A 12,409-nucleotide genomic window follows, 5' to 3' on the forward strand; every position below is an offset into this window, starting at 1 on the left:
CATCACTGACTGAGCCCTACACCATGAAGTTCTTTTTCCACCCTTCGCCCAACCCGATGAAAGTCGCCCTGCTGCTCGAAGAGCTGCAAACACCCTACGAATTGATCGGCGTCGACACCTTCAAGGGCGAGCAACACCTGCCAGCCTTTTTGGCGATCAACCCGAACGCCAAGGTGCCCGCCCTGGTCGATGGCGACGCGACCGTCTTCGACTCCCAGGCGATCCTGTTGCACTTGGCGCAAAAACATCAGCGCTTCCTGCCGACCTCCGTGGCCGGGCAAGCCGAGCTACTGTCTTGGCTGATGTTCATCGCGACGGGCCTGTCGCCATTTTCCGGCCAGGCGGTGCATTTCCTGCACCACGCACCGGAAGACCTGCCTTACGCGAAAAACCGCTACCTCAAAGAAGTCGAACGTCACTACCGCGTGCTCGATCAGCGCCTGGCCGACCATCAGTACCTGGCCGGCGACACCTACAGCATCGCCGACATGGCGCTCTGGGGTTGGGCCAATTACGCGCCGTACATCCTCGGCGAGAACGGCCTGGCGGCGTACCCGAACGTCAAGCGCCTGTTCGATGACATCAGCGCCCGTCCGGCCGCCCAACGTGCCCACGGTCTTAAAGAGAAACTGGTGCTGAAGGCTGAATTCGACGAAGAAACCCGTCGCAACCTGTTCCCGCAGAACCAGGCCTAACACCGCTGTTGTTGTAGCAGCTGCCGAGCCTGCGAGGCTGCGTTCGACTGCGCAGCAGTCGTAAAACTGTATGTGCGGTCTCCATGAAACACCGCATCGTCTGATTTCACGACTGCTGCGCAGCCGAACGCAGCCTCGCAGGCTCGGCAGCGGCTACAGGGTGGTGAGGGCTGCTAGAAAGTGGATTCCATGGGATGATTGCGGCGAACGCGCGACCATCCCTGGAGTTTCTGAATGTCATTGTTGAGTAAAAAAACCGTTGTCCTGTTGCTGACGGCGGTTGCCAGTCTGGGAGCGCTGAATGCGCAGGCCGCCAAGGCCACTGCCAGCGATACCGCGCCCGCACAGAAAGTCTCGATGCTCGGCGGCAAGTTCACGTTCACCCTGCCCAAGGGTTTCATCGCCAACCCGCTGCCTGCCGGCGACGCGGCCACCGGTACCGCCGGGGCAACGGGCACCATGTACACCAATCAGGCCACTAAAACCGTGGTGATCGCGGCTGAAAACACCATCCCCGGCGGCCTCAACGTCAAAGACAACGACGGTCAGTTCCTCGACTCCGTGGCGTCTGACTTCGCCACCGAACAAGCCACGGCGCTGCCGGACTTCACCAAACTCAGTGAAAAAAGCCTGACCCAGAAAGGCACCGGCCTGGGGCTGCGGCAGATTGACAGCACCGCCACCCAGGGCGGCGGCAAAACCCTCGACACCACAGTGATGGCCGCGTCCAACACGCGCATGGCGATCGTTCAGGTGATTTCCCGTCTCAGCGACAATGCTGGCCACGAGACGCTGGTCAAACAGATCGTCACCGGCAAGTAAGCATCAGGGATTGAGGCGCTGCAACCAGGCGCTCAAGTCCTGCGTCTCGGTGGCACTGATACTGTGACCGACGCCAGGGTAGGCATGAAATTCAGGCTTGAGTGACAGGCTCTGCAACAGACTGTCGGCGTCCGTGCCGTCAATGTAGGGAAGGCGTTTGTCCGCGGTGCCATGACCGATGAAAATCGCCAGCTTCTGGCGGTTTTCATCCGGTTTCAGTTCAGACTTGAGCACCGGCAGAATCCGCCCGCTCAACGCCGCGATCCCGCCCACCGCCTCGGGATGACGCAACGCCACCTCGTAGGACATGATCGCGCCCTGGCTGAAACCCACCAGGAAAACCTTGTCGGGTTCGGTGTGATATTTCTTCGCCGCTTGTGCGACGAAATCCAGCAATACCTCACCGCTGCTCTTCAGATCATCCGTCTCACCGTTGTAGGCAGCGTTGCCCTTCTCGCGAAACCACTTGTAACTGCCCTCCTCCATCACCATCGGTGCCCGTACGGACAGGAAGTTGTATGGCGCGGGCAACTCATCCTTGATGTCGAACAAATCCTGCTCGTTACTGCCGTAACCGTGGAGGAAAATCACCAAAGGCTGATGGCGCGATTCGGGGTTGACCTGCTCCAGGTACCTGAGCGGCAGATCGGTTTGCAGCGGGGCTTGAGCGTGGACGGCGGCGGACGCCAAGAGTGTCAGCAGAGCGAGAAACTTCAACATAAACCTTCCTTCACGGAGCGCAGGATTCGGGGGAGAGCCTAACACTGTGAAGCTGCCGGGGCATATTCGGTGCTGCTGATGCCGCTTTCGCGAGCAGGCTCGCTCCCACAGGGGAATGCATTTCAAATGTGGGAGCGAGCCTGCTCGCGAAGAGGCCCTGGGAAACGGCGACAATCCTTAGTCGTTAACCAGTTTTCCGACCCGAATCGGCTCACGCCCGGCGACTTTCGCCTGCCACGTGCCCGGCTGTGTATAGCGCCCGCGATCAATCGCAAACAACACGCCACTGGTCCCGGCGCAAACGGTGGTGACCCGATCATTCAGCGGATCGACCACTTCAAACAGCGCATCACCCTTCTCCACCCACTCCCCCGAATCACGCAGGAAACTGACGACTCCGTGATGCGGCGCGAACAGGTATTGAGTGCCTTCGAACGGCATGCCTTCACAGCATTCGCCCGGTGCCGCAGGCCAAGTGCCTTTGATGAAACCCTGCTCGGCGAGGAACCCGAGAATCGCCTCGCAATTGGCTTGAGCCTGATCGACTCGCGTATCCCCCATGCTGCCCAGTTCCAACGTCGTCGCCAGGTTGGCCGGCGGGATCGCGGCCTCAGGGAAAGCCCTGGCCAGGCGCAACCACGGCGATGAACACGACTCGTCGAATGAACTGCCGCCGGAGTCTTCACAGAGCAGCGCAACCGCAGCCTTCAACCGCGCCGCCAGGGATTGCCACCGCGGCCAGTGTTGCGGCAAGGCATACAAATGAATCGCCGCGTCGAAATCACAATGCAGGTCGAGGGTGATGTCGGCATCACAGGCGTGGCGCAGCAGCAAGCGGTGCATGGCTTCAAGCTGCGAGGCCGGTGCCGGCAAGCCGTCGAGTACCTGGCCCATGGTCTGGCGAATCAGCGCAATGTTGGCAGCGGCATCACTGCCCAACCTATCGCCGATCAACTCGGCCACCGGTGCGCTGAGCTCGACGAAGGAGCGGTTGAAGTTCTTGCCGCTGCCCAGCTCGAAGCGGCCCATGTGGCTGCCTTGCAGGTGCTGATCGAGGCCGATGGGATTGGCCACCGGGACCAGTTCGATCACGCCCTGCAACTGGCCTTGGCGTTCAAGTTCGGCCAGACGCTTCTTCAGCTCCCACGCCGTGCGCATGCCCGGCAGTTCATCAGCGTGCAAACTGGCCTGGATGTAGACCTTGCGAGTGCCCGCGCCATAACGAAACACGCTGAGGGTGCGTTCGGTGCCCAGGTGGCTCCAGGGCAGTGAATGGTCGATACGTTGCATGGAAACTCCTGAATATCTGAACGGCGAAAATCACCTGTGGGAGCGAGCCTGCTCGCGAAAGCGGTTTTCCAGTGGAAAGTCTTTTGCCTGACACACCGCTTTCGCGAGCAGGCTCGCTCCCACAGGGATCTCATTTCAACAGAGAGAGCATAAAAAAGTGGCAACCGCGTCAACGGTTGCCACTTTTTTGAACGGCGTGATTACTGGCCGTAAACGTCAAAGTTGAAGTACTTGTCCTGCACTTGCTTGTACTTGCCGTTGGCGCGGATTTCGGTGATGGCGGTGTTGAATTTCTCTGCCAGCGCGGTATCGCCCTTACGCACAGCGATACCGGCGCCGCCGCCGAAGTACTTGGCGTCTTCATAGGTCGGGCCTACAAAAGCGAAGCCTTTACCGGCGTCGGTTTTCAGGAAACCGTCGTCCAGGTTGACCGAGTCGGCCAGCATCGCGTCCAGACGACCGGCGACCATGTCCAGATTGGCTTCCTGCTGGGTGCCGTAGCGAACCAGATTGATACCGGCCGGCACCAGCACTTCAGTGGCGAAGCGGTCATGGGTACTGGCGCGCAGCACACCGACTTTCTTGCCTTTGAGTTCGGTCAGCGGGTCTTTGACCTCGGTGCCTTCCTTCATCACGAAACGCGCCGGGGTGTGGTAGTACTTGATGGTGAAATCGACGTTTTTTTTGCGATCGTCGGTGATGGTCATGGACGACAGGATTGCGTCGATTTTCTTGACCTTCAGGGCCGGGATCAGGCCGTCAAACTCTTGCTCGACCCAAGTGCACTTCACTTTCATCTGCTCGCACAGCGCGTCGCCGATGTCCACGTCGAAACCGGTGAGTTTGCCGTCAGGGGTTTTCATCGAGAATGGCGGGTAACCGGCTTCGATACCGAGGCGGATCGGCTTGGCGTCTTCGGCCACAGCCGTCAGGGACAACATTGACAGTGCCAGGGCACCGAACATCACTAGCTTCTTCATTTATAACTCCTGTGTGCGGAGGCTTTTATTGGCAGCTTTCGATTGGCTTTCGGTGGCTGACTCTGGTTGGAGCGCACCGAAGTGGCCGGCAGTCTAGAGTGGCTCCAGGAGGGCAAATTGTGTTTAAGCGACAAATACTTATAGAAAAGTGGTCGACGGATTCTTGCCCCTTGAAGCGTGCGCCAAGCCGGTGCAAAGACTGTAGGACAAGCCCTTTTTTCAGACAAAACCTACAAGCAAAAACTACAAGAGAGCCCTTATGCCCACGTTAAACCTGATCCAGCACCACCCCGCCGAAGGTCCCGGCGCCATTGCCACGTGGGCTGCGTCCCGAGGCTTGACGCTGAACGTGTTTCGCGCCGACCTCGGCCAGTTGCCGCCAGTGAGTACGACACCCGTGATCCTGTTGGGCGGGCCTTATGAATCCAACGGCGGGCCAGCCTGGCTGGAAGCTGAACGCCAGTGGTTGGCGGGCAGTCTGGATCAAGGCGCGGCGGTGTTTGCGATTTGTCTGGGGGCGCAGTTACTGGCGCTGAGTCTGGGCGGGAATGTGCGGCGGATGGACCGAACGGAAACCGGATGGACGCCCGTGACCTTTGTCGATGGCCAGACATTGCAGGTGCTGGAATGGCACGAAGACGCCATCGACCTGCCGTCAAACGCGCAGTTGCTGGCCAGCAGTGATCAGTGCGAGCAGCAGATGTATTGCGTCGGGCCGACGCGGGTGGGTTTGCAGTTTCATCCGGAGTGGACGGCTGAATCGGTGGCGACGCTCAATGAACACTTTGGCGATGAATCACCGCTGCCCCGTGGTCCACAGGGCAGCGCCGCCTATGCAACCGTGTTCGAGTGGTTGCAGGCGACGCTGGATGGGTGGTGGGCATCCGTTTAGAAGCAAGATCAACAGATCGCAGCCTCGTTTCACTCGACAGCTCCTACAGGGGATCGCGTAGACCTGTAGGAGCTGTCGAGTGAAACGAGGCTGCGATCTTTTCGACTACATCAACATTCGCAACCGATCACGGTGCTGGCAGGCCGTTGCACCGCAACACTCAACTCAAACCCTTCATCCAGCCACCCAGTCACCCCGCCGATCATTTCCTTGACCGGGTAACCCAGCGCCGCCAGTTTCACAGCAGCCTTGTTGGCACCGTTGCAGTGGGGCCCGGCGCAATACACCACGAACACGCTGGTTTTCGGGTAGGCCGCCAGACTTTCAGCGGTCAGCAGTCGCCCCGGAATATTGATCGCTCCCGGCACATGGCCACGCTCGAACGCGAGCGGGCCGCGCACGTCCACCAGGACAAAATCCACTTCGCCGGCCTGTTGGCTGCCGTGGACGTCGGAACAGTCGGTTTCGAAGGTCAGACGGTTGCTGAAATGCATCAGGGCGATGGCCGATGGGGCGGCGGGAATCTCGCGGACCAGGCTGGTCATGGGCTGTACTCCAAAGTCTCGGTGGGTGTGAGAAGACTTTATCCGCCCGACGCTTGCGGCTACAGTGGCGCACAAGACACTCACCGGGAACTTTCCGCCAAATGCAGCCCACCCCTGGATTGGTCGCGATTCTGGCCTACGACGGCCTCTGTACATTCGAATTCGGCATCGCCGTGGAGATCTTCGGCCTGGCCCGGCCGGAGTTCGACTTCCCTTGGTACGAGCACCGGATCGCCGCCGTGGATCAAGGCCCGATGCGCGCCATGGGCGGCATTCAGGTGCTGGCCGATGGCGGCATGGAACTGCTCGAGGACGCCCGGACCATCATCATTCCCGGCTGGCGTGATCGCAGCGCCCCGGTGCCTGAGGCATTGATCGCGGCCCTGCGCCAGGCCCATGCACGGGGTGCGCGGCTGCTGTCGATCTGCTCGGGGGTGTTCGTGCTGGCGGCGACTGGCTTGCTCGACGGTCGCGGCGCCACAACGCACTGGCGCTACACCGCTGAATTGGCCGAGCGTTTTCCGAACATTCTGGTGGACCCGGACGTGCTCTATGTCGATTCAGGTCAGCTGATCACCTCGGCCGGCAGCGCTGCCGGCATCGATGCCTGTCTGCACTTGGTGGCGCGGGATTTCGGGACGCAGGTGGCCAACTCGGTGGCGCGGCGGCTGGTGATGTCGCCACAACGCACCGGCGGTCAGGCGCAGTTCATTCCGACACCGGTCAGTCCTACGCCGCGTAGCGATTTGTCCCGCGTCATGCAGTGGGCACGCGAGCGTTTGCACGAACCGCTGGAGGTTCGCGAGTTGGCGAGTGAGGCGGCGATGAGTGAGCGGACGTTTCTGCGCCGCTTCACTGAAGCCACCGGCATGCCGCCCAAGGCGTGGTTGCAGCATGAGCGGCTGGGCCGGGCCCGCGAGCTGCTTGAAAGCACGAATCAGAACACCGACCAGATTGCCCAGCGCTGCGGTTATCGCTCGGTGGAGAGTTTTCGGGTGGCGTTTCGCAGCGTAGTCGGGGTGCCGCCGTCGGTGTATCGCGAACGGTTTGGGCGTGAGGTAAAAGCAATTTCTTGAGGTGTTCTTCAGGGCCTCTTCGCGAGCAGGCTCGCTCCCACATTGGGTCTCCAGTGCCACACAATCCCTGTGGGAGCGAGCCTGCTCGCGAAGGCGTCAGCCCAGACACCGATGCAATTAAGGCTTGCGCAGCAGATACGTATCCATAATCCACCCATTCTCCAACCGAGCCGCCTTGCGCACTCGCTCGATCTCATCCGCCACCTCCTTGAGCTTGCCGCTGATCAGGATTTCATCCGGCGTCCCCAGGTAGGCCCCCCAGTAAATCTCTGTCTCCTGATCCGCCACTTGATGGTAGGAATCTTCTGCATCCAGCATCACCACCAGGCTGTCGGCATCGCTCACCTGCCCCGCCGCCAGACGCCGGCCGGTGGTGATTTCAATCGAACGGCCAATGCGGTTCAGCGGCACCTTATGCTGCGCCGCCAGCGCCTGGACACTGGTGATGCCGGGGATCACGTCGAACTCGAAGACGCACCGGCCCGAGGCCAGAATCGCCTGCAAGATCCGGATCGTGCTGTCGTACAACGCCGGATCGCCCCACACCAGAAAACCGGCGCACTGGTCGTCAGTCATTTCCTCGCTGATCAACCGTTCGAACGTCTGCTGCTTGGCCAGGTTCAGGTCTTCTACGCTGGCCTTGTAGTCCACATCACCGCGTTCGCGCTCCGGGCTGTGGGCTTCGACAAAGCGGTAGTCGCGATCGGTGATGTAGCGCTCGCAAATCTCGCGACGCAGGTCGATCAGTTTGTCTTTGCTCTGGCCCTTGTCCATGAGGAAAAACACGTCGACGAGGTTCAGCGCTTTCACGGCCTGCATCGTGATGTAGTCGGGATTGCCGGCACCGATGCCGATGACCAGAAGTTTTTTCATCAACGTGCTCCCTCAGAGTCAGTGCCCAGCAAGCGTAGGCGCCAGCGACCGTTGAACCGCAACTCGATGGCCGACAGTGGTTCGACGTCGATCAGGTTGAACGCTGCGCCTTGCAGCACCTGCGTCAGCGCGGCGCGCATGACAAACGGATGGGTGATAGCAACGATGTGTCCCGGTGTGGCCTCCAGTGTTTTCAGCCAAGCGGCCACCCGCTCGCCGAGTTGCACCACCGACTCGCCACCGTGGGGCGCCGTACTCGGGTCATCGAGCCAGATCTGCAGCGTCTCGGCTGCAGTTTTTTGCAGATCGTCGATCCGCATGCCTTTCCAGTGCCCGAAATCACAATCCCTCAGTGCCGCGACAATCTCCACGTCACTGCCGAACAACTCGGCGGTTTGTTGGGTTCTCAGTTCAGGTCCACACATCAGTCGCGGCGTCCCCTTGAACTGAGCACGACGCGATCCCTTTGCCGATTGCCAATCCATCTCTATTGGCTCATTCGTAGGAAAAAACGCCAATTTTTGTGCGACGGTTCGAGCGTGGCACATCAGGGTCAAACGGGTTGCCTGCACAAAGGATCACTCTGTCGAAGGGAATGGAAAACGGCGTCACGCCGCGGACAATGGCCCAATTGTGCCGTAAGAAGCGCGATCCAGGGCGTTTCGTTTGATCCAGCACATTCAGGTTCGAAAACACACTCACCTGAAAAATCGGCAATATCCGACACCACTAAGGGCGATGGCCTACAAGCTCTGTCGACTTCCGTGTAGCCCAAGGCCCACGGGCTTTTCGCCCCATTTTGGGGCTTTAAAAAAACCATGTAAAAATTCACTAGACATGTAGAGTCCGCTACATAAATACTGTTTTAGCAATTTATGAAATGAAACCGACATATCCATCCAGCAGGAGCCAGGATGCCTTCTCTCAGAGACCTGATCACCGATCCCGGCCTGGAACTTACGCCGTCGGAACGCAAAGTCATCCGTGCCTTGCTGGACCAGTACCCACGTAACGGACTGGGCCCGATGTCACGTTTGGCCGAACATGCCGGTGTCAGCGATCCCACCATCGTGCGACTGGTCAAAAAACTGGGTTTCAGCGGTTATGCCGATTTCCAAGATGCCCTGCTCAGCGACATGGACCACCGCCTCCGCTCCCCCAGTGCCCTGTTGCAGCCTCGTGCTCAACTTCAGAAAGGCGACGCCTGGAGCCAATATCTGGCGCACAGCCATCGAGCGCTGGTGGACACCCATGCGCTGACCCAACCCGAAGATGTGCGGATTCTGGTCGAATGGCTGCTCGACACCCGCCATCAGGTGCATTGCTTCGGGGGGCGCTTCAGCAGTTTCCTCGCCAATTACTTGCTCAACCACCTGCGCCTGCTGCGTCCAGGCTGTTTAGCCCTGGAAGACAACGCGCAACTGCCCGACCGATTGTTCGACGTGCAGCGTCAGGACGTGGTGCTGGTGTTCGACTATCGCCGCTACCAGGCACAGGCCCTGCGCGTGGCCAATGCGGCGAAAAGTCGCTATGCACGCGTGGTGTTGTTCACTGACATCTATGCTTCACCGTTGCGGGAAATGGCCGACCTGATTATCAGTGCGCCGGTGGAATCGGTATCGGCCTTCGACTCCCTCGTCCCGGCGCTGGCCCAGGTCGAGGCGCTGATTGCCTGCCTGTCCCTGCGCAGTCCGGGTCTGGCCGATCGCCTGGAAGGCATCGACGCCCTGCGGACCGACTTCGACACCCACCTGCTGGAGGATAAATAAGGATGTTCACGCTCCCCCACCACTCACCTCGGGATTTGCCGTTCATCACCGATCACACCGCACTGTTGCTGGTGGACATGCAACGCGCCTGGCTTGAGCCGCAGTTCGACCCGCACCTCAACGGACCGGACGCCGAGTACTTCCTGACCCGCACCCACATGCAGGTGGTGCCCAATCAACGCCGCTTGCTCAGCGCCTTTCGCAGCGCCCGGCAAAACGTGCTGCACACGATCATTGAAAGCCTCACGGCCGATGGCCGCGACCGCTCGCTGGACCACAAGCTCTCGGACATGCACTTGCCCAAGGGCAGCCCGCAAGCGCGGATCATCGACGACCTGACCCCGGCAGAAAACGAAATCGTACTGCCCAAGACCTCTTCCGGGGTCTTCAACTCCACCAACATCGACTACGTGCTGCGCAACCTCGGGACGCGGCACCTGATCATCGCCGGCATCGTCACCGACCAGTGCGTGGACATGGCCGTGCGTGACGCCGCGGACCGCGGTTATCTGGTGACGCTGGTGGAAGATGCTTGCGCGACTTACACACCCGCGCGGCATCAGGCCTGCCTGAATGCAATCAAAGGTTACTGCTGGATCACCGACACCCAGACTGTGCTCGGCCGATTGCAGGAGATGCAGCCATGAGCGAGCGCCTGTTGCCACTACCCATGACCACCCTCGTCACCACCGACCTGATCGGCGTGACACGCGGGCGCTCCTTTCCCACGGACGAACTCGAGCACTATCAAAGGACCGGGTGTGGCTGGGTGCCGGCCAACAGCGCGCTGACCCCGCAAGACATCATCGCCTACGCCAACCCGTGGGGCGCTTATGGCGATTTGCGGCTGATGCCCGATCCGGTCAGCCGAGTGATGGTCAATAACGGCCCGGATGCCAACGCTCCGGCGCTGGATTTTATTCACAGCGACATTCGCGAAACCGACGGCCGCCCGTGGGGTGCCTGCCCGCGTACGTTATTGCGCAACGAGGTAGAGCGTTATCGCTCCGAGTTGGGCTTGCAGGTCAATGCGGCGTTCGAGCACGAATTCAACGTGAACACCGGCGACGTTGAACACCTGGCGTTTTCTCTGCAAGCCCAGCGTCAGGGTGCCGAGTTTGGCGGTTGGCTGCTCAGCGCCCTGCGTGCCGGTGGCGTCGAGCCGGAAATGTTCCTGCCCGAGTACGGCAAACATCAATACGAAATCACCTGTCGCCCGACCCTGGGTGTGGCCGCTGCCGACCGCGCGGTGAACGTTCGTGAAATCACCCGCGAGATCGCCCGGCAAATGGGCCTGGAATTGAGCTTCGCACCTAAGACCTCGGAGCATGCGGTGTGCAACGGCGTGCACCTGCACGTCAGCCTGCTGGACCTGGCCGGCCAACCGGTGATGTACGACGCCGGCACCACCAATGGCTTGTCGACCCTCGGCCAGCACTGGGCCGCCGGCATCCTGCATTACTTGCCGGCGCTCTGTGCGTTTACCGCACCGACGCCGGTGTCCTACGAGCGTTTGCAGCCCCATCACTGGAGCGCGTCCTACGCGTGCCTCGGGCAACGTAACCGCGAAGCGGCGCTGCGAATCTGCCCGACGACAAGCCAGGGCGGCAAATCGGTGGCATCGCAATACAACCTGGAATTTCGCGCCATGGACGCGACGTCCTCACCGCACCTGGCCATGGCCGCACTGCTGATTGCCGGTCGGCTGGGCATCGAGCAACGCCTGGCCTTGAACGCAATCACCGATGAAGTCCCCGATGCCCTGAACGAAGAACAACGCCAGGCGCACGGCATCGTCGCCCTGCCCGCGTCCCTTGCCCAGGCCCTGGACTGCCTGCGCAACAGCGAGGCACTGATTGAAGCCCTGCCGAGCGCGTTGCTGGACACCTATTTCGCCCTTAAAACCGAGGAACTGACGCTGACGGAACAGCTGTCGCCCGCCGAACGCTGTGAGCACTATGCGCGCCTGTACTGAATCTGCTGAGCTCGGACTTTACACCGAGCCCGCGTACACCCTGAGCCGGGAAGACTCCGGCCATCCGTTGATTCTGGTGTGCGAGCACGCCAGCCGTTTTATTCCGGCCGGGTTAAATGACCTGGGCCTGAGTCACGAGGCGGCCCGCGAGCACATCGCCTGGGACATCGGCGCCCTGGCGCTGGCCGAGGGCTTGTCCCAGGCACTGGGCGCAACCTTGTTGGCGGCCAATTATTCGCGACTGTTGGTCGACCTCAACCGACCGCGCCAAGCCCCGGACAGCATTCCGGCGCAGAGCGAGATTTATCAGGTACCGGGCAACCAGAATCTGGACGAAGCCACCTGCGAGTACCGTCGGCAATCCCTGTTCGAGCCGTTTCACTCGCGTCTGACAGACTTGATCAACGAACGTGTCGCTCAAGGACGACCGGTTCGGGTGGTGGGGATTCACAGTTTCACGCCGGTCTATCACGGCCAGCCTCGCACGTTGGAAGTCGGCGTGTTGTTTGGCGAGGCCAGGGAATATGCCCAGCGCTTGATCGATGGCTTAAGCCAGCATCCATTAAAGGTTGCCGGTAATGAGCCATACAAAATCAACCCGCTGGGCGACATGACCGTGCCGGTCCACGGCGATGCACGCGGCCTGGAATCGGTGTTGATCGAGGTGCGCAACGACCTGCTGCGTACGCCTGAAGACGTCCGTCGCTTTACCGAATACCTGGCACCGCTGTTGTAAAGAAATCGCGTCAAACTCGCAGCTTGCAGCTGCTTT

Annotated in this window: 14 protein-coding genes; 8 read left to right on the forward strand and 6 right to left on the reverse strand. The window is 60.5% G+C overall.

Going from position 1 to position 12,409, the window contains the following annotated elements; translation table 11 throughout:
* Positions 1-23 precede the first annotated feature (23 nt).
* Both ACYZTW_RS21040 and ACYZTW_RS21045 read left to right on the forward strand, forming a co-directional pair.
* A complete protein-coding gene (locus ACYZTW_RS21040) occupies positions 24-695 on the forward strand; it encodes a glutathione S-transferase family protein (protein WP_462001632.1) in 672 nt (223 codons plus the stop codon).
* Positions 696-929: 234 nt separating this feature from the next.
* Positions 930-1,517, forward strand: a complete 588-nt coding sequence (locus ACYZTW_RS21045) for a DcrB/PsbP domain-containing protein (protein ID WP_462001633.1) — start codon at positions 930-932, stop codon at positions 1,515-1,517.
* A 3-nt stretch (positions 1,518-1,520) separates the two neighbouring features.
* Here ACYZTW_RS21045 and ACYZTW_RS21050 read toward each other — a convergent pair whose 3' ends face one another.
* From ACYZTW_RS21050 to ACYZTW_RS21060, 3 genes are all read right to left on the reverse strand, one after another.
* Positions 1,521-2,237 (reverse strand): alpha/beta hydrolase, encoded by a 717-nt coding sequence (locus ACYZTW_RS21050; RefSeq protein ID WP_462001634.1) that lies wholly within the window; start codon positions 2,235-2,237, stop codon positions 1,521-1,523.
* A gap of 177 nt (positions 2,238-2,414) precedes the next feature.
* Positions 2,415-3,527 carry a succinylglutamate desuccinylase/aspartoacylase family protein gene (locus tag ACYZTW_RS21055; protein ID WP_462001635.1) on the reverse strand — a complete coding sequence of 371 codons (1,113 nt, stop codon included), beginning with the start codon at positions 3,525-3,527 and terminating at the stop codon, positions 2,415-2,417.
* Positions 3,528-3,727: 200 nt separating this feature from the next.
* Positions 3,728-4,507, reverse strand: coding sequence for an ABC transporter substrate-binding protein (locus ACYZTW_RS21060; protein WP_462001636.1), 780 nt, complete (start codon positions 4,505-4,507; stop codon positions 3,728-3,730).
* Between the two features lie 259 nt (positions 4,508-4,766).
* Here ACYZTW_RS21060 and ACYZTW_RS21065 point away from each other — a divergent pair, with 259 nt between their 5' ends.
* Positions 4,767-5,399 carry a type 1 glutamine amidotransferase gene (locus tag ACYZTW_RS21065; RefSeq protein WP_462001637.1) on the forward strand — a complete coding sequence of 211 codons (633 nt, stop codon included), beginning with the start codon at positions 4,767-4,769 and terminating at the stop codon, positions 5,397-5,399.
* A 110-nt stretch (positions 5,400-5,509) separates the two neighbouring features.
* Here ACYZTW_RS21065 and ACYZTW_RS21070 read toward each other — a convergent pair whose 3' ends face one another.
* A complete protein-coding gene (locus tag ACYZTW_RS21070) occupies positions 5,510-5,944 on the reverse strand; it encodes a rhodanese-like domain-containing protein (RefSeq protein WP_415769757.1) in 435 nt (144 codons plus the stop codon).
* Between the two features lie 101 nt (positions 5,945-6,045).
* On the opposite strand from ACYZTW_RS21070, the gene ftrA reads away from it, so the two are divergent.
* Positions 6,046-7,020: a transcriptional regulator FtrA gene (ftrA, locus tag ACYZTW_RS21075; protein ID WP_462001638.1), complete on the forward strand. Its 975-nt coding sequence runs from the start codon at positions 6,046-6,048 to the stop codon at positions 7,018-7,020.
* A 117-nt stretch (positions 7,021-7,137) separates the two neighbouring features.
* On the opposite strand, the gene cobF is transcribed toward ftrA, so the two are convergent.
* Both cobF and ACYZTW_RS21085 read right to left on the reverse strand, forming a co-directional pair.
* A complete protein-coding gene (cobF, locus tag ACYZTW_RS21080; protein WP_462001639.1) occupies positions 7,138-7,893 on the reverse strand; it encodes a precorrin-6A synthase (deacetylating) in 756 nt (251 codons plus the stop codon).
* Positions 7,893-8,465 (reverse strand): histidine phosphatase family protein, encoded by a 573-nt coding sequence (locus ACYZTW_RS21085; protein WP_462001640.1) that lies wholly within the window; start codon positions 8,463-8,465, stop codon positions 7,893-7,895. Before ACYZTW_RS21085 ends, cobF begins: the two co-directional genes overlap by 1 nt.
* Positions 8,466-8,807: 342 nt before the next feature.
* Here ACYZTW_RS21085 and ACYZTW_RS21090 point away from each other — a divergent pair, with 342 nt between their 5' ends.
* The 4 genes from ACYZTW_RS21090 to ACYZTW_RS21105 are packed head-to-tail and all read left to right on the forward strand — an operon-like array spanning position 8,808 to position 12,373.
* Complete coding sequence (locus tag ACYZTW_RS21090; RefSeq protein ID WP_462001641.1) at positions 8,808-9,662, forward strand: MurR/RpiR family transcriptional regulator; 855 nt, start codon at positions 8,808-8,810, stop codon at positions 9,660-9,662.
* A 2-nt stretch (positions 9,663-9,664) separates the two neighbouring features.
* The gene (locus tag ACYZTW_RS21095; RefSeq protein ID WP_462001642.1) at positions 9,665-10,309 is read left to right on the forward strand and encodes a cysteine hydrolase family protein; all 645 of its coding nucleotides are present in this window, start codon (positions 9,665-9,667) and stop codon (positions 10,307-10,309) included.
* On the forward strand, positions 10,306-11,637 hold the full coding sequence (locus ACYZTW_RS21100) for a glutamine synthetase family protein (RefSeq protein ID WP_462001643.1): 1,332 nt from the start codon (positions 10,306-10,308) through the stop codon (positions 11,635-11,637). The genes ACYZTW_RS21095 and ACYZTW_RS21100 overlap by 4 nt, the downstream gene beginning before the upstream one ends.
* Positions 11,621-12,373 (forward strand): N-formylglutamate amidohydrolase, encoded by a 753-nt coding sequence (locus tag ACYZTW_RS21105; RefSeq protein ID WP_462001644.1) that lies wholly within the window; start codon positions 11,621-11,623, stop codon positions 12,371-12,373. Before ACYZTW_RS21100 ends, ACYZTW_RS21105 begins: the two co-directional genes overlap by 17 nt.
* Positions 12,374-12,409: the final 36 nt, after the last annotated feature.

It is taken from the genome of Pseudomonas sp. LB3P25, assembly GCF_054897985.1.